Source organism: Pseudomonas aestiva (assembly GCF_039908605.1).
GTDB lineage: Bacteria > Pseudomonadota > Gammaproteobacteria > Pseudomonadales > Pseudomonadaceae > Chryseomonas > Chryseomonas aestiva.
The window spans coordinates 1,922,813-1,938,239 of record NZ_CP150916.1 but is presented as its reverse complement, the minus strand read 5'-3'; the positions used below and the strand labels follow the sequence as shown (position 1 = coordinate 1,938,239).

17 protein-coding genes and 1 tRNA gene are annotated in these 15,427 nt (G+C 65.1%); 9 read left to right on the top strand and 9 right to left on the bottom strand.

Annotated features, from left to right (window positions below; translation table 11 throughout):
• The first annotated feature begins 223 nt into the window (after positions 1-223).
• Entirely contained in the window at positions 224-1,012 is a 789-nt protein-coding gene (gene xth, locus AABM56_RS08960) for an exodeoxyribonuclease III (RefSeq protein ID WP_347884016.1), read from the top strand.
• A 4-nt stretch (positions 1,013-1,016) separates the two neighbouring features.
• On the opposite strand, the gene AABM56_RS08955 is transcribed toward xth, so the two are convergent.
• Complete coding sequence (locus tag AABM56_RS08955; protein WP_133859398.1) at positions 1,017-1,409, bottom strand: hypothetical protein; 393 nt, start codon at positions 1,407-1,409, stop codon at positions 1,017-1,019.
• A 245-nt stretch (positions 1,410-1,654) separates the two neighbouring features.
• Here AABM56_RS08955 and AABM56_RS08950 point away from each other — a divergent pair, with 245 nt between their 5' ends.
• From AABM56_RS08950 to AABM56_RS08935, 4 genes are all read left to right on the top strand, one after another.
• Positions 1,655-2,479: a sigma 54-interacting transcriptional regulator gene (locus tag AABM56_RS08950; protein ID WP_347884015.1), complete on the top strand. Its 825-nt coding sequence runs from the start codon at positions 1,655-1,657 to the stop codon at positions 2,477-2,479.
• Between the two features lie 253 nt (positions 2,480-2,732).
• Complete coding sequence (gene rfbD, locus AABM56_RS08945; RefSeq protein ID WP_347884014.1) at positions 2,733-3,617, top strand: dTDP-4-dehydrorhamnose reductase; 885 nt, start codon at positions 2,733-2,735, stop codon at positions 3,615-3,617.
• Between the two features lie 437 nt (positions 3,618-4,054).
• Positions 4,055-4,291 carry a hypothetical protein gene (locus tag AABM56_RS08940; RefSeq protein WP_347884013.1) on the top strand — a complete coding sequence of 79 codons (237 nt, stop codon included), beginning with the start codon at positions 4,055-4,057 and terminating at the stop codon, positions 4,289-4,291.
• 112 nt (positions 4,292-4,403) lie between these two features.
• A complete protein-coding gene (locus AABM56_RS08935) occupies positions 4,404-4,610 on the top strand; it encodes a carbon storage regulator (protein ID WP_178083868.1) in 207 nt (68 codons plus the stop codon).
• A gap of 22 nt (positions 4,611-4,632) precedes the next feature.
• Here AABM56_RS08935 and AABM56_RS08930 read toward each other — a convergent pair whose 3' ends face one another.
• From AABM56_RS08930 to dapA, 6 genes are all read right to left on the bottom strand, one after another.
• Positions 4,633-5,103: a hypothetical protein gene (locus tag AABM56_RS08930; RefSeq protein ID WP_208694772.1), complete on the bottom strand. Its 471-nt coding sequence runs from the start codon at positions 5,101-5,103 to the stop codon at positions 4,633-4,635.
• 356 nt (positions 5,104-5,459) lie between these two features.
• Positions 5,460-5,549: transfer RNA gene (locus AABM56_RS08925), tRNA-Ser, on the bottom strand.
• A gap of 80 nt (positions 5,550-5,629) precedes the next feature.
• Positions 5,630-6,340, bottom strand: a complete 711-nt coding sequence (gene purC / locus AABM56_RS08920; protein ID WP_288406772.1) for a phosphoribosylaminoimidazolesuccinocarboxamide synthase — start codon at positions 6,338-6,340, stop codon at positions 5,630-5,632.
• 158 nt (positions 6,341-6,498) lie between these two features.
• Positions 6,499-7,257 carry an MBL fold metallo-hydrolase gene (locus tag AABM56_RS08915; RefSeq protein WP_347884012.1) on the bottom strand — a complete coding sequence of 253 codons (759 nt, stop codon included), beginning with the start codon at positions 7,255-7,257 and terminating at the stop codon, positions 6,499-6,501.
• The gene (gene bamC, locus AABM56_RS08910; RefSeq protein ID WP_133859405.1) at positions 7,196-8,380 is read right to left on the bottom strand and encodes an outer membrane protein assembly factor BamC; all 1,185 of its coding nucleotides are present in this window, start codon (positions 8,378-8,380) and stop codon (positions 7,196-7,198) included. The genes AABM56_RS08915 and bamC overlap by 62 nt, the downstream gene beginning before the upstream one ends.
• Positions 8,381-8,394: 14 nt before the next feature.
• On the bottom strand, positions 8,395-9,273 hold the full coding sequence (gene dapA, locus AABM56_RS08905; protein WP_133859406.1) for a 4-hydroxy-tetrahydrodipicolinate synthase: 879 nt from the start codon (positions 9,271-9,273) through the stop codon (positions 8,395-8,397).
• A gap of 152 nt (positions 9,274-9,425) precedes the next feature.
• On the opposite strand from dapA, the gene AABM56_RS08900 reads away from it, so the two are divergent.
• A complete protein-coding gene (locus AABM56_RS08900; protein ID WP_007162770.1) occupies positions 9,426-9,986 on the top strand; it encodes a glycine cleavage system protein R in 561 nt (186 codons plus the stop codon).
• Between the two features lie 22 nt (positions 9,987-10,008).
• Positions 10,009-10,482 carry a peroxiredoxin gene (locus AABM56_RS08895; protein WP_133859407.1) on the top strand — a complete coding sequence of 158 codons (474 nt, stop codon included), beginning with the start codon at positions 10,009-10,011 and terminating at the stop codon, positions 10,480-10,482.
• Here the strand turns inward: AABM56_RS08895 and AABM56_RS08890 are convergent, their stop codons facing one another.
• A complete protein-coding gene (locus AABM56_RS08890; RefSeq protein WP_007162768.1) occupies positions 10,483-10,737 on the bottom strand; it encodes a sulfurtransferase TusA family protein in 255 nt (84 codons plus the stop codon). It lies immediately after the preceding gene.
• A gap of 96 nt (positions 10,738-10,833) precedes the next feature.
• Between AABM56_RS08890 and AABM56_RS08885 the strand changes: the two genes are divergently transcribed.
• A complete protein-coding gene (locus AABM56_RS08885; protein WP_133859408.1) occupies positions 10,834-12,273 on the top strand; it encodes a M48 family metalloprotease in 1,440 nt (479 codons plus the stop codon).
• 16 nt (positions 12,274-12,289) lie between these two features.
• Here AABM56_RS08885 and nadA read toward each other — a convergent pair whose 3' ends face one another.
• Entirely contained in the window at positions 12,290-13,348 is a 1,059-nt protein-coding gene (gene nadA / locus AABM56_RS08880) for a quinolinate synthase NadA (RefSeq protein WP_007162766.1), read from the bottom strand.
• A gap of 212 nt (positions 13,349-13,560) precedes the next feature.
• Between nadA and AABM56_RS08875 the strand changes: the two genes are divergently transcribed.
• Positions 13,561-15,414, top strand: coding sequence for a pyruvate kinase (locus AABM56_RS08875; RefSeq protein ID WP_347884011.1), 1,854 nt, complete (start codon positions 13,561-13,563; stop codon positions 15,412-15,414).
• Positions 15,415-15,427: the final 13 nt, after the last annotated feature.

Sequence of the window (15,427 nt, the reverse complement as noted above, 5' to 3'; positions counted from 1 at the left end):
CATCGTTGCCGACAGATGAATCCTTTCAGCTGAAGTTGCCAGGCCTTCAACTCGGATCCGCCGTCAAATTTATTTCTTCAATTGTCGAACAACCGCCCAAAAGTTCCTGAAGGTGCCAAAAAAAGTAAGTCACAAAATAACGTGATGCCTGTCACAAAGTGCTAGAACAGGAACTGCCCACCTATAGCTCGGGTCATGGCTATAACCGTTCCCGGAGCGCCCCATGACCTCCCTTACCCTTGCGACCTATAACGTCAACGGCATTCGTGCGCGGCTGCCCATCCTCCTGCAGTGGCTGGAGCGCGAGCAGCCCGACATCGTCTGCCTGCAGGAACTGAAGGCGAAGTCCGCCGACTTTCCCCAGGCGGAACTGGAAGGCGCGGGATACGGTGCGCTATGGGACGGTCAGCCCTCTTGGAACGGGGTCGCCATCCTGGCGCGCGACGACCATCCACTGGAGATTCGCCGGGGCCTGCCGGGAATGGCCGACGACCCGCAACGCCGCTACCTGGAGGCAGCGGTGAAAGGCGTGGTGGTGGCCAGCCTCTATCTACCCAACGGCAATCCCTGGCCGGGTCCCAAGTTCGACTACAAGCTGACCTGGTTCGAGCGCTTCATCGAGCATGCCCAGGGTCTGCGCGAGAGTGGCCATCCCGTGGTGCTGGCAGGTGACTACAACGTGGTGCCGACCGATAGGGACATCTACGATCCCACGTCCTGGCGCAAGGACGCCCTGCTGCAACCCGAGAGTCGAGCCTGTTTCGAACGCCTGCTGGGTCAGGGATGGCTGGACGCCATGCGGGCCTGCCATCCGGATGAGGCGATCTACACCTACTGGGACTACTTCCGCCAACGCTGGCAGCGTAATTCGGGTCTGCGCATCGACCATCTCTTGTTGAGTCCGACGCTGCAGGACGCCTTGCAGGAAGCCGGGGTGCATCGCTGGGTACGCGATCTGCAAAAGACCAGCGATCACGCCCCCACCTGGATCCGCTTCAAGGCATCTCGCTGAGCGCTCAGGCGTCGCGCAGCAGGTCGTTGGCGTTGAGCAGTGCGAAGAGCACTTCCGGACGCTGGTTGAGGCCGCGGCGCACGGCCGCCGGTATCGACTGATGGAGTTTGCGGCACAGGCCCGGTCGTGGCTGCAGCGCGATGAGCATGCCACGTGCGCTGCGCACCTCTCCGGGTCCCGGCTCGATGTCCAGGCGGATACCGAGCTGCTCCTGCAAGCGCTGCTGCAGGCGCTGCAGGTCGGCAGCGCTGGCGACGTTTTCCAGACGCTCCAGCAGCCGCTGCTCTTCCTGGCGATTGAGCAGTAGCGCCCGCGCATCAGCGGTGGGATCCGCCAGCACGGCTTCACGCTCGCAGTTGCAGACGCCAGCGGGACAGGGCGCACGCAGGGAAGGCATTTGAATTCGATTCCTCTTCTTCGGGGCGAAAGCGACCTTTTGGCCGCTCCACACCGGCGATAGTGGCAGCTGTACCCAGCCTTTGGGCAGACCCGCTGACCAACGCGCGGATTCCTGAGCTTATCGCCGACGGACAAAACCACCCTCCAGCGATAACCAAACGCGCTAAATGCATAGCGAAAGCTTATTTTTTGGCATAACCATTCAAAGGCTAGGATGGTGCTTTGACTGCCTGCGACTTAGCCATGCCCACGCTCTCGCCCGACCTCCTTATCGTTCCTGCGGATCAGCAAAACACTCTGACCATCCGCGCCAAGGCGCTGGCCTTCGCCGATCCGCGCTCCCGGCAGCTGCTCGACCACCTGGATGAGCGGGCGCCGCAGCCCGATCCCATGGTGCTCCTGGGCGAATGGGGCACCGGACGTGAGCTACTGGCTCGCCGACTACACGAGGGCAGCGGCAGGACCGGGCTGTTCAGCAGTCTGAATTGCGCCTCGCTCAGTCGCCGCCATGGTGCTGCCGAACTGTTCGGCTATGTTCCCCGGGCCTATGCCGGCACTTCTGGCAGCCGCGTGGGCTGGTTCGGCACCGCCCACGGAGGCAGCCTCTATCTCGACGAGATCGCCGACCTGCCTGGTGAGTTGCAGGAGGAGCTGGTGCAGGTGCTGCTGGATGGCAGCATCCTGCGCCTGGGGAGCAGCTTGCGCACGCCCGTGGATGTCCGCCTGATTGCCGGCTCCAGCGTGGACCTGGCCCGGGCGGTCGGGGCTGGCAATTTCTCTGCTCACCTCTGGGCGCTCCTCGCGCCAGGTCTGGTGCCGGTGCCGCCGCTGCGCGAGCGCCCGGCCGACCTGCTGCCCCTGGCCCGGCATTTCATCCAGCAACATGCCGACCGCCTTGATCGCAGGGCGCCTGAGCTGACCACCGAGGACGAAACGGCGCTACTTGCCTATCCCTGGCCAGGAAACGTCCGCGAACTTGAACAGGTTCTCCATACCGCCCTGCTGACTGCCTCGACGTCAGGGCTCCAGCTTGGCAAGCTGCTGCCCTGGTCTTCCAAGACGCGCTGAACTCCGCCGACAGACGGCAGTCCTAGCCGCGTATACCACTTTGCTCGAGTCCCACCATGATCTGCCTGTCCAACCAGTCGATGCCCACTCCGCCATAGCCAGCGGCTGCCACCTTTTTTCGGAAAGGTGACCAGAAACCTCGATTTGTCGCCTCGTGCGGCAGGTTCTGTTTCGTGCAGGAAAAGCCCGCGGCTTTTCAGCGATCGACTACTTAGGATTACGCCTGCAGCTGTAGGCGTTCAGGCATGGTTTCATGAATATTGTGATCACTGGCCGCTCCGGCCAGGTTTCGCGCGCCTTGCAGCGCGAGTTCGGCAGCACCTATCAATTGACCGTGCTCGGTCAGGCGGATCTGGACCTCGCCCAGACCGGGCAACTGCGGGCGGCATTCGATCGACTCGAACCCGACCTCATCCTCAATGCCGCCGCCTATACCGCTGTGGACCAGGCTGAAGAGGACAGCGAGCGCGCCGCGGCCATCAACGCCCGGGCGCCGCAGATCCTGGCCGAGCTGGCGCGCGAACGGGATATCCCCTTCGTGCACTACTCATCCGATTACGTCTTCGACGGTAGCCGTCGCCAACCCTACACCGAGACCTGCAGCCCGGCGCCCCTGAGTGCCTATGGCCGCTCCAAGCTGGCCGGTGAAGAGGCGGTGCTGGCAGCCGGAGGTCGTTCGCTGGTGCTGCGCACCTCCTGGGTCTACTCCCATGACGGCCAGTGCTTCTTCAATACCATGCGCCAGTTGCTGGCCGAGCGCGACGAACTGCATGTAGTCGAGGATCAGCTCGGCGCCCCCACCTGGGCTCCAACGATCGCCACGGCCACGCGCCAGTTGGTCGAACGGCTGCTCGAGCAGGGTGACGTCGGCGGCCTCTATCACCTGACCAATGCGGGTCAGACCTCGTGGTACGGCTTCGCCGCCGCCATCGCCGAGCGCTTGCAGCAACGCGGCGAGCTGCGCGCCCGACTCTACCCCACCACCACCGAACACTACCCTACTCCGGCGACGCGACCGCTCTATTCCTGCCTGGACTGCCGCAAGGTCGAGGCGGTACTGCCGACCGCCTTGCCGCACTGGCAGGCCGACTTCGACCGCTGCTGGGCGTTGTTCGAGCGCGACAGAAAGCTGAACTGAGCGGACAGGACCCCGGCGGATGCGGTCCGCCGGGTCGCCCCAGGTCGAAGGTCAGGAGGGATCGCGTACTTTCACCGGCGCTCCCGCTCTTCGCGCTGGCGGGCGGGCTCGGCTACGCCGTCAATTGTCCCGTCCCGGATGACCCTGGCGGATCCTGAGAGTGATCCTGTCGTCTTCGTGATGATCCCCCGGCGATCACCTCGAATACCAGGGCGACCGAGTCCGGCTGCGGCCGTTGTCGACCGCCAGGCGAGCCATCCCGAGACGAAACGGCGCTACTACCTCTTCCCCCGACCGCTCAGGGCTCCAGCCATGCCTCTTGTCCCTTCAGCGGAAAAAATCGCTGATCGCGCTATCAATCCCATCAAGACCCTTCATCATCAGTCGATAAGCTTCATGGCGATACTCTCCAACAAGAACAGCAGCCGGAGCCTCCCATGCCAGGAGAATACGAAAGCGATTCCCGTCCCTCTTCGCAAGCGGCGCGGACATCTGATTTCAATGAAATGGCCGCCGCCATCGCCGCCGCCATCTCCGTCTGGGCCCTGGCCACCCTGATCGCCATCATCGCGGGCTATCACGGCAGTGGGGCGACCAATACCATCAACCTGCTGGTGATGGTCTCGGGGGGTCTGGGATTCGTGGGACGCCGCTGGCAACTGGGACGTCGATAGCGGCCCGGGGCCTCACCAGTCCCCAGGCGCAGCACCAACAATCTGCCTACTGATTCTCACACGAAGCGGAACTGGTTATCATCGGAGCCCTGAAATCATGGCAGGGATGCTCATGTCCTATCTGGTCTTGACCCGTCGTACCGACGAAATCATCAATCTGTCCCTCAAGCCGGGAGCCGATGAAGAACAGCTGCTGGATCTGCTGTTCAATGGCGGCATCAATATCCGCATCCTCAAGGTGCAGGGCGATCGGGTGCAGGTAGGCGTCCAGGCGCCTGCCGACATCAGCATCATGCGTCAGGAGTTGCTGCCCTTCTAGATCGACCGGTAGCCGCCAGGCGCTAGCTGGACCAGGGCGAATGGCGATTGCGCACGTACTCGAAGCGCCCTTCCAGCCCCGTCCATTCCACGCCCTGCCAGAGCTCGGGCGCCAGCGTCCCTTCGGCCTGCAGATCCGCACGATAGTGGGGGAAGAACGGCTGGCCATTGCGCAGCACGATCACGTTATGGCGCTCCTCGATCTGGGCGATGAGGTCCAGAACGGCTTCGGCCGAGCGTCCGCCGCTCAGGCAATAGCAGCTGCCATATTGGTGCAGCATGCTTTCGAAGCGGTAACGATAGAGGGTGCAGCGATCGGTTTCGAGGTGAACGTTCTGCCCCTTGGCATCCTGCAAGGCGTGATGAACGCAGTGGTCGCAATCCTCGAATTCCTGACGCGACTCCACCCACTCACCGAGAAACTGCTTCTTCCACCGCCACACCAGCAGCCCACGATCTTCAGGCCGTGAATACACGCTGACCTTGTAGAACATCGCTCGACTCCTCTTATTGTTATGCGCCGAAGCCATCGTCCAACGGCTGCCGCCTGCTGCTCGGCCATCGGAGATCGCACGCTCTGTGGCGTACCTTTCCAGCATCGCTCCATTTGCCCGAGGCGTCCAGCCATTCCCGGCCGCCGATCACTACCGCTCGACGGCATGCAGCGACCATGGACATCGCTGCGCTGGCTGCCGAACCGGCCGCGGCTTCGTACAGCTTCGATACCAGATGCCGGCGGTCCTGCTTCGCAAACAATCCGCGTCAGACCGGGGCAAACCACCTATCCAGAGCCAAAATCCGGCCAATAAAAAACCCCGAGGTGCCTGGCACGCTCGGGGTTTTTCAGATTTGGCGGAGAGATAGGGATTTGAACCCTAGGAGCCATTGCTGACTCAACGGATTTCGAATCCGTCCCGTTCGACCACTCCGGCATCTCTCCAACGCGGCGCATGATACCAGCCATGCGGACAAAAGCGAACAAGCAATTGCAAAAAAAGCTCTGGTATCAGCGGCTTGCGTTTAGAGCGGGACGCCCAGGCGCTGGGCGACCTCTTCGTAGGCCTCGATCACACCACCCAGACCCTGGCGGAAGCGATCCTTGTCCATCTTCTTGCGGGTTTCCTTGTCCCACAGGCGGCTGCCGTCCGGGCTGAATTCGTCGCCCAGCACGACCTTGCCGTGGAACAGACCAAATTCCAGCTTGAAGTCCACCAGCAGCAGGCCGGCGTCATCGAACAGCTGCTTGAGGATGTCGTTGATGCGGAAGGTCAGCACCTTCATCTCGGCCAACTGGTCGAGGGTGGCCCAGCCAAAGGCCTGGACGTGGCTTTCGTTGACCATGGGGTCGTGCAGCGCATCGTTCTTCAGGAAGAGTTCGAAGGTCGGCGGCGTCAGCTCCAGCCCCTCTTCCACGCCCAGGCGGCGCACCAGGCTGCCGGCGGCGAAGTTGCGCACCACGCATTCCACCGGAATCATCTCGAGCTTCTTGACCAGGCATTCGTTGTCGCCCAGCAGCTGCTCGAACTGGGTGGGGATTCCGGCGGCTTCCAGCTTCTGCATGACGAAGGCATTGAACTTGTTGTTCACCATGCCCTTGCGCTCGAGTTGCTCGATGCGCTCGCCATCGAAGGCAGAGGTGTCGTTGCGGAACAACAGGACCAGGCGATCAGGATCGTCGGTGGTGAATACCGACTTGGCCTTGCCACGGTAGAGTTCTGCGCGTTTTTCCATCTTGGACTCCGGTTCGAATGGCTTGCAGGCTGTGGACGAACGCAGGTGAGACGACCGGTTCGGAACGAGTACAGCCGGGAAGCGCAGTTTACATAGGATCGTGGATCTTTTGGCCGTGCAGCAGCGCCCGGCCGCCAAAGAAAAACCTGGTCAGCACCTCAGGCGATGGCCTGCCATTCCAGACCCTGCTGCTGATCGGCGATCTGCAGCCAGTCAGCGTCGCAGCCCAGCATGTTGGTGAAGCAGGCGCGGGCGAGCCAGGGGTTGTTGTTCTTCTCGCTCAGGTGGGCGAGCACCAGATGCTGCAGGCCCGGACAGGCCAGCTCCATAACCAGGTCGGCCGATTGCCGGTTGTTGAGATGCCCGCGCACCCCGCCGACCCGTGCCTTGAGGTGATAGGGATAGGGCCCCGCGGCGAGCATGTTGCTGTCGTGGTTGGCTTCGATCACCAGGGCATCCAGGCCGCGGTAATGCGCCAGCACGCCTGGGGTCGCCTCGCCGAGATCGGTGAGCACGCCCAGGCGCTTGCGGCCGTCGTCGAAGACGAACTGGGTCGGCTCCAGGGCGTCGTGGGACACCTGCACCACGGTCACTTCTAGCGCATCCAGCACCAGCCGTTCGCCGTCCACCAGCAGTCCCTGGGCCGCCACCGGCTTGCGCAGGCCACGCCCGGTACCAGCGCTGTAATAGACCGGCACCCCGTGCTTGCGCGCCAGCAGCTCGACGCCCTGCACGTGATCGGAGTGTTCGTGGGTGACCAGGACGGCGTCCAGCTGGGCAGGTACCACACCCAGCCGGGCCAGGCGACGTTCGGCTTCCCGCAAGGAGAAGCCGCAGTCGATCAGCACATAGCTGTTATGGCTGTGCACCAGGGTCGAGTTGCCCCGACTGCCGCTGCCCAGGATTGCGAAGCGCATATTGCATGCTCGTCTGAAGCTTTTTCAGCACGCCTTCGGCGATGTCCTGGGGTGCTGCGGTGTTGATGGTCTTGTCCAGGGTGACCTGGACGGTGTTGCCCACCGAGGTGAGGCGCACCTGGAAGCGCCGGGCGCGGGCGTCCTCCTCTTCCTTGGTCTCGCCCTTGCCGAACAGGCGGCCGAAGAAGCCCGGCTTGCGCTCTTCCGGCTTCTGCGCGCCTTCGGCGATGTTCACGTAGTAGACGCCCAGGCTGCGATCCATGTCGTCGACGCGGATGTCGGCGCCTTCGATGGCGCGACCCACGCTGGACCAGGCGCGATTCAGATCGCTTTCCAGCACCAGCATGGGCACGCCGCTGCCGTCGACCTCGTAGGTCACGCGCTCCGGGGTGTCGTAGCCACCAGCGGCCAGCAGCGAGACCGAGCCACTGCCCTGCTCGCTGCGGTCCAGGCCGGCCAGCACCTGATTCAACAGGGCGTCATCGAGCGCCGAGCTGTTCTGGCTGCTGGACCAGGACGGCTCGCTGGAGCTGCCCTGGCTGCGGGTCTGGGTCTGGAGGAAGATCTCGCTGCTGCCCGACTGTACGCCCGGCTCGATGCGCAGGCGGGTCCGCAGCTCGTTGCCCGGTTGCAGCCGGCCGTTGGTGCTCAGGCTGCGCGCCAGCGGCGTCGATAGCTCGGTGGGCGCCTGCCAGGCGGTGATGATCTCACCGGTCTGCGGACGCTCTTCGGCAATGCGGAAGCCGTTGTCGGTCAGGTACTGACGAGCCACCGGCCAGACGTTGGCCGGGACCTTCTGGGCGGCCAGCCAGCGGGCATTGCCGCTGCGCTGCACGCTGAACTGTTCGTTGCCACTGCCTTGGACGGCCAGCGCCTGGGGTTTCGGCACTTCGAAGCCATAGGAGCGATTCTGGGTATCGGCCACATTGGCCGGGATCGGCAACAGCGGATCCATTGGCTTGGCCTGGACATCCGTCGGCACCTGCATGGGGCCGGTCTCGCGGGATTCGAGATAGTCATTGCCGCGATCGCGGAAATAGCCATGCTCGCCCCACACCCAGCTGCAGCCACTGGCGGTGGCCACGGCCAGACCCAGCGTCGTCAAACCCAGAACACGTTTCATCGACTGCTTCCTAATCACGCCAGCACTCCCGCCTGACGCAGGGCCTGACGTACCACTTCGTGGCAGCGCGAGCTGAGCCAGGTCAGCGGCAGACGGATACCGGCGTCGATCATGCCCATTTCATGCAGGGCCCACTTCACCGGGATCGGATTCGATTCGATGAACAGATTCTTGTGCAACGGCATCAGCTTTTCGTTGAGCGCGCGTGCGGTGTCGGCATCGCCGCGCATGGCGGCGGCGCAGAGTTCGCTCATGGCGCGCGGCGCGACATTGGCGGTCACCGAGATGTTGCCCTTGCCGCCCAGCAGCATGAGCTCCGCAGCGGTGGCGTCATCGCCCGAGTAGACCAGGAAGTCCTTGCTGACCCGGGAGAGAATGTCGCGTGCGCGCGCCAGGTCGCCGGTGGCTTCCTTGATGCCGATGATGTTCGGCACCTTGGCCAGCCGCTCGACGGTCTCGGCCAGCATGTCGCAGGCGGCGCGGCCGGGCACGTTGTAGAGGATCTGCGGAATGGCGACGGTTTCGGCGATCATGCGGAAGTGCTGATACAGCCCTTCCTGGGTCGGCTTGTTGTAATAGGGCACGACCAGCAGACAGGCGTCGGCGCCCGCGTCCTTGGCGGCGCGGGTCAGGTCGATGGCCTCCCGGGTGGAATTGCCACCGGTGCCGGCGATCACCGGGATGCGGCCCTTGACCTGCTCGACCACATGACGGATCACGGCTACGTGCTCGTCGACGTCGACCGTGGCGGATTCGCCCGAGGTGCCCACCGCGACGATGGCGTCGGTGCCTTCGGCGAGATGGAAGTCCACCAGCTTGGTCAGGTTGTCCCAGTCGATACGCCCCTGGGCGTCCATAGGGGTGACCAGCGCCACCATGCTCCCCGCAATCATGCAACCGCTCCTGCCGGAAAAAGAGAGCGGTAATGGTACTGACGCCTCTGCGCCAGCACAAGCAACGTGCCCCCAACGGGCATTCCCCCCGCGAGCGCTTTTCGCTACCCTTCCGCCTTTGCAGTCTGTATCTCCCCCTGCCAGGAACCCTAATGTCCGCTACCCCCCCGATTCGCGAACAATTTCTCGTCATCAGTGCGCTGGGCGCCAATCCCATGGAGCTGACCAACGTGCTCTACCGCAGCTGCATGGACAACCGCTGCGCGGTAGTCAGCAGTCGGCTGAGCCGGCACGGGGAATACAGCGCGCTGATCCTGCAGGTCTCCGGCAACTGGGACGGCCTGGCGCGCCTCGAAGGCGGCCTCGCCGGCCTTGGCAAGCGCCACGGCTTCACCGTCGGCGTCACCCGCAGCGCCGCCCTGGAGAATCGCCCCCAGGCGCTGCCGTACGTCGTCTATGTCAGCGCCGCCTATCGCCCGGACATCCTCAACGAACTCTGCCAGTTCTTCGCCGACCACAAGATCGAAGTGGAGAATCTGGTCTGCGACTCCTACCAGGCGCCCCAGACCGGCGGCACCATGCTCAACGCCACCATCACCGTGACCCTGCCCGCCGGCACCCAGATCAGCTGGCTGCGCGATCAGTTCCTGGATTTCGCCGACGCCCTCAATCTGGATGCCCTGATCGAGCCCTGGCGGCCGCAGAGCAACTGACCGAACCCGCAAGGAGCTGCCCATGAGCGTGACCCTCGACCAACCGCTTCCGGATTTCCAGGCCCAGGCCACCAGCGGCCTCGAGGTCTCGCCCGCCAGCCTGCGCGGTCGCCAGGCGGTGCTGTACTTCTATCCCAAGGACAACACCCCCGGCTGCACCACTCAGGGCCAGGGCTTTCGCGATCTGCACGAGCAGTTCCAGGCGGCCGATACCCTGATCCTGGGCGTCAGCCGTGACAGCCTGCGCACCCACGAGAATTTCCGCACCAAGCAGGGCTTTCCCTTCGAGCTGATCAGCGACAAGGACGAGACCCTCTGTCAGCTGTTCGACGTGATGCGGCAGAAGAAGCTCTATGGCAAGGACTACATCGGTGTGGATCGCAGTACCTTCCTCATCGACCGGGAAGGCGTGGTACGCCAGATCTGGCGCGGCGTGAAGGTCCCCGGGCATGTCGCCGAGGTGCTGGCCGCCGCCCAGGCGCTCAACCAGGCCTGATCAGGCCTTGCGCAGCCAGTAGCGAAAGGTCTCCCCCGCCACCTCTTCGCCCACCAGGGCGTGCCCCGAGAGCTTGGCGAAGGTGCGGAAGTCGCGCTGCGACCCGGCATCGGTCGCCACCACGGCCAGCACCTCGCCGGAAGACAGGCGATTGAGTTCCAGCTTGGCCTTGAGCAGCGGCATGGGGCAGCTCAGGCCGCTGGCGTCCAGCTGGGCGGTCACGGCGCCGGTGTAGGGTTGGCTCAGATCGGCCATGGGATTCTCCATTGGGGGCTGCGTCAGTGCCCGGGGTTGCTAGGCACCCAGACGACGGGCCGCTAAAGTAGCGCTTTTGCGGCCACGAGTCTTGCCATGAACGTCCTGCGCCCCGCCCTGCTGTCCCTGGCGCTGCTCGCCGCGCCCTTGCTGGCGCAGGGGGCGAACGATCTGCCGTCGCTGGGCGATGCCAGCTCTTCGATCGTCTCGCCCGAGCAGGAGTTTCAGATGGGCCGCGCCTGGCTGAGCATGCTTCGCGGCCAGGTCCCGACCATCAACGATCCGCAGCTCAAGCAATTCGTCGAACAGACCGTCTACAAGCTGGCCGAGACCAGCGACCTGCAGGACCACCGCCTGGTCTTCATCCTGATCAAGGACCCCGAGATCAACGCCTTCGCCGCGCCCGGTGGGGTGATCGGGGTGAATGGTGGGCTGTTCCTCAAATCGGAAACCGAAGCCGAGTACGCGGCGGTCATGGCCCATGAGCTGGGTCACCTGATCCAGCGCCACTTCGCCCGCGGGGTGGAGAACCAGCAACGCATGCAGCTGCCGCTGATGGCGGCCCTGCTCGCCGGAATCGTTGCGGCCGCGGCCGGCGGTGGCGACGTGGGAATCGCCGCCATCGCCTCGACCCAGGCGGCGGCGATCCAGAGCCAGTTGCGCTTTTCCCGCCTCAACGAGCAGGAGGCCGACCGCGTCGGCATCGTCAATCTTGAGCGCGCCGGCTACGATCCGCGCGCCATGCCGGAGATGTTCGGTCGGCTCGCCCGCCAGTATCGCTATGACCGTACCCCACCGGAGTTTCTGCTGACCCACCCGGTCACCGACAGCCGGATCGCCGATACCCAGGCGCGCGCCGAGCGTTTTCCCAAGGGCGGCGTCGAGGACAGTAAGCGCTTCCAGCTGATGAAGGTGCGCACCCAGATGTACTTCGAGGAGACCGCCGGCCTGCTGGTGAAGCGCTATCGCGCCCAGCTGCAGGAGGCGCCGGACAACGATCCGGTGCGCTATGGCCTGGCCATGGGACTGACCAAGCAGGGCCAGCTCAACGAGGCGCGCGACACCCTCGCGCCGCTGCTGCGCAAGGCCCCGGACGACATCAGCTACAACCTCGCCCAGGTCGATCTGGACATTACCGCCAATCGCCTGCCTGACGCCCAGAAACGCGTGCAGCGGCTGATGGACCTCTATCCGGACGATCTGTCCGTGAGTCTGGCCCAGGTGGACATGCTCGGCCGCACCAAGCAGGCCAAGGCCGCCAGCCAGTTGCTCGACAAACTGATCAAGCAGCGGCCGATCGATCCGGACCTGTGGAACCAGGCGGCGGATGTTCGCGGCCAGGCCGGGGATCTGGTCGGGGTGCACCAGGCACGCGCCGAGTACTTCGCCCTGACCGGTGACTACAACCAAGCGATCCAGCAACTGGGCTTCGCCAAGCAGCGCGCCGCCAGCAACTATCAGCTGGCCGCGCGGATCGACGCCCGCCAGCAGGAAATGATCGCCCAGCGCAAGCTGAGCGAAGAGATCCTGAGGTAGAGCCCGGGCAGCGCCCTCAGGCGTTGCCCTTGACCTTCAGCTGCAGCGCCTGGGTGAAGTCGAGCATGCGCTTGAGCGGCTTGACCGCCCGGGGGATGAGCGCCGGATCGACCAGCACCTCGCCGGAGCCATCGAGCAGGCAGTTGAGGGTGCGCTCCAGGGTGTTCATCGCCATCCAGGGACAGTGGGCGCAGCTGCGACAGGCGGCGCCGTTGCCGGCGGTGGGCGCCTCGATGAAGGTCTTGTCCGGGCAGGCCTGCTGCATCTTGTAGAAGATGCCGCGATCGGTGGCGACGATGAACTGTCGATTGGGCAGCGTCTGGGCCGCCTTGATCATCTGGCTGGTGGAGCCGACATGGTCGGCCAGCTCGATCACCGCCTCGGGCGACTCCGGATGCACCAGGATGGCCGCCTCCGGATAGAGCCGCTTGAGGTCTTCCAGCTGGCTGGCCTTGAACTCCTCGTGGACGATGCAGGAGCCTTCCCACAGCAGCATGTCGGCACCGGTCTCGCGCTGGATATAGCGACCCAGGTGGCGATCGGGGGCCCAGAGGATGGTCTCGTCGTTATCCATCAGGTGCTCGACGATGTCCAGCGCGCAGCCGGACGTCACCACCCAGTCCGCGCGGGCCTTAACCGCAGCCGAGGTGTTGGCGTAGACCACCACGGTGCGCTCGGGATGCTGGTCGCAGAAGGCGGAGAATTCCTCCACCGGGCAACCCAGGTCCAGGGAGCAGGTAGCCTCCAGGGTCGGCATCAGCACGCGCTTTTCCGGGTTGAGGATCTTGGCCGTCTCGCCCATGAACTTGACCCCGGCCACCACCACGGTGGACGCCGGGTGGCGATTGCCGAAGCGGGCCATCTCCAGGGAATCGGCGACGCAACCGCCGGTCTCCTCGGCCAGCGCCTGGATCAGCGGATCGGTGTAGTAGTGGGCGAGCAGCACCGCGTTCTGCGCCTTGAGCTCGCGGGCGATGGCGGTCTTGTAGGCCGCGATCTCGTCCGGCCCGAGCGCCTTGGGCTGCTTGGCGGCCAGATGGGCCTGGACCAGGAGACGTTCGGAAATCTGCACCATGGCGGGTACCTGAAAACGGGGGTCGTCAAGGCCGCGCATCATAGCAGCATCCTTGCCGACTCCCTATGGGCGCCAGCGGCAGCCTCCGCGAGCAGTGGCCATCTGCCGCTAATGTCTGGCAACACTTGGCTTTTCACTTCTGCGGCGGCCATGGGTCCGAGACAGGAACGCCCGGTGAGCGTCTCGCCTGGGCCCTTTGCTGGAGATCTAGCGTGCCGTCCCGTTCGACCTCGCGTTCCCGAACCCCCGATCAGGCTCTCGCCAGCCTGCTGGATCAGCTACGCGCCCTGCAGGGTGCCCTGGAGCAGGCGGCCGCCGAGCCGCGGCTGGATCGACAGGCGCTCAATCCCGCCTATCGCGCCAGTGCCCAGAATCTGCTCGCCTATCTGGCGCTGCGCGACGGCGATCTGCATGACCTGCAGCTGCAACTCTCCGCCCTGGGCCTGTCGTCCCTGGGACGCTCCGAAGCCGCCGTGCTGCCGACCGTGGCGACTCTCGTCAACACCCTGGAACGCCTGCTCGGTAGCCGCCCGGCAACGCGGCCGACGACCAGGGCCGCCAACCCCCTGGCAGAGCATGCGCGGGCATTGTTCGGCACGCCCGCCGCCGCGCGGGAGGTACGCATCATGGTCACCTTGCCCAGCGAGGCCGCAGAGGATTATGCGCTGGTACGCGACCTACTGGCGGGCCATATGGATTGCGCGCGCATCAACTGCGCCCACGACGAACCGGCCAGCTGGACGCGCATGATCGAACACGTGCGGCGGGCCAGCGCGGAGCTGGACCAGCCCTGCAAGGTATTCATGGACCTGCCGGGCCCCAAGCTGCGCACCGGGCCCATCGCCACGGGCGCGGCGATAAGGAAGGTGAAGCCCGAGCGCGACGCCCAGGGCCGCGTCCGCCAGCCGGCGCGGATCTGGCTGACCGGCCGCCGCCGGCCGCGACCGGCGCCCTCCCCGGCGGCTGCCAGCCTCCAGGTGGGCGAACGCTGGCTGAAGAATCTGCAGGCGGGCGACTGCATCCGCCTGGTGGACACCCGGCAGGCACAGCGGCGCTGGACGGTGGTCGAAGTCGGCGATCGTGGCTGCTGGGCGGAGGCGACCAAGACCACCTACCTCACGCCCGGCCTGCGCGTGAGCGTCGCGCGCGAGGGGCGCAAGAGACACAGCAGCATCGGCGACTTCGCCCCGCAGCCGGGCGCCCTGCGGCTGGCCGAGGACGATCTGCTGATCCTGACCGCCGACCAGACGCCCGGTAGGCCCGCCAGCCAGGACAGCGGCGGGCGCCTGCTGACACCCGCTACCCTGGGCTGCACCCTGCCCCAGGTGTTCGCCGACGTCCGTAGCGGCGAGCCGGTCTGGTTCGACGATGGCAAGATCGGCGGGCTGATCGAAGGCGCCGATCAGGACGCGCTGCAGATCCGCATCACCCAGGCACCGGGCGGCGCCAAGCTCAAAGGCGACAAGGGCATCAACTTTCCCCAGAGTACCCTGCGGCTGGCAGCGCTGGGCGAACAGGATCTCGCGGCCCTGGCCTTTGCCGCCGAGCATGCGGACGGCATCGAGATGTCCTTCGTCAACAGCGCGGACGACGTCCGCGCGCTGCTCGCGGAACTGGAGCGCCTGCAGGCCGAGCACCTGGGTGTGGTGCTGAAGATCGAAACCCGTCGGGGCTTCGACAACCTTCCCGCACTGTTGCTGGCGGGCATGCAGCGCGGCGGCTTCGGCGTAATGATCGCCCGCGGCGACCTGGCGGTGGAAGGCGGCTTCGAGCGCCTGGCGGCGCTGCAGGAGGACATTCTCTGCCTGTGCGAAGCGGCCCACGTGCCGGTGATCTGGGCGACCCAGGTGCTGGAAAACCTGGCCAAGAAGGGTTCGCCTTCGCGTGCCGAGATCACCGATGCCGCCACCGGGGTCCGCGCTGAATGCGTGATGCTCAACAAGGGCCCGCACATCCTCAAGGCGGTCGCCACCCTGGATGAATTGCTGGTGCGGATGCAGGGCTACAACAGCAAGAAGCGCCAGCTGCTGGGCAAGCTGGAACTGGCTTCGCCCTGGGCGGACTGATCCGCCCAGGGCT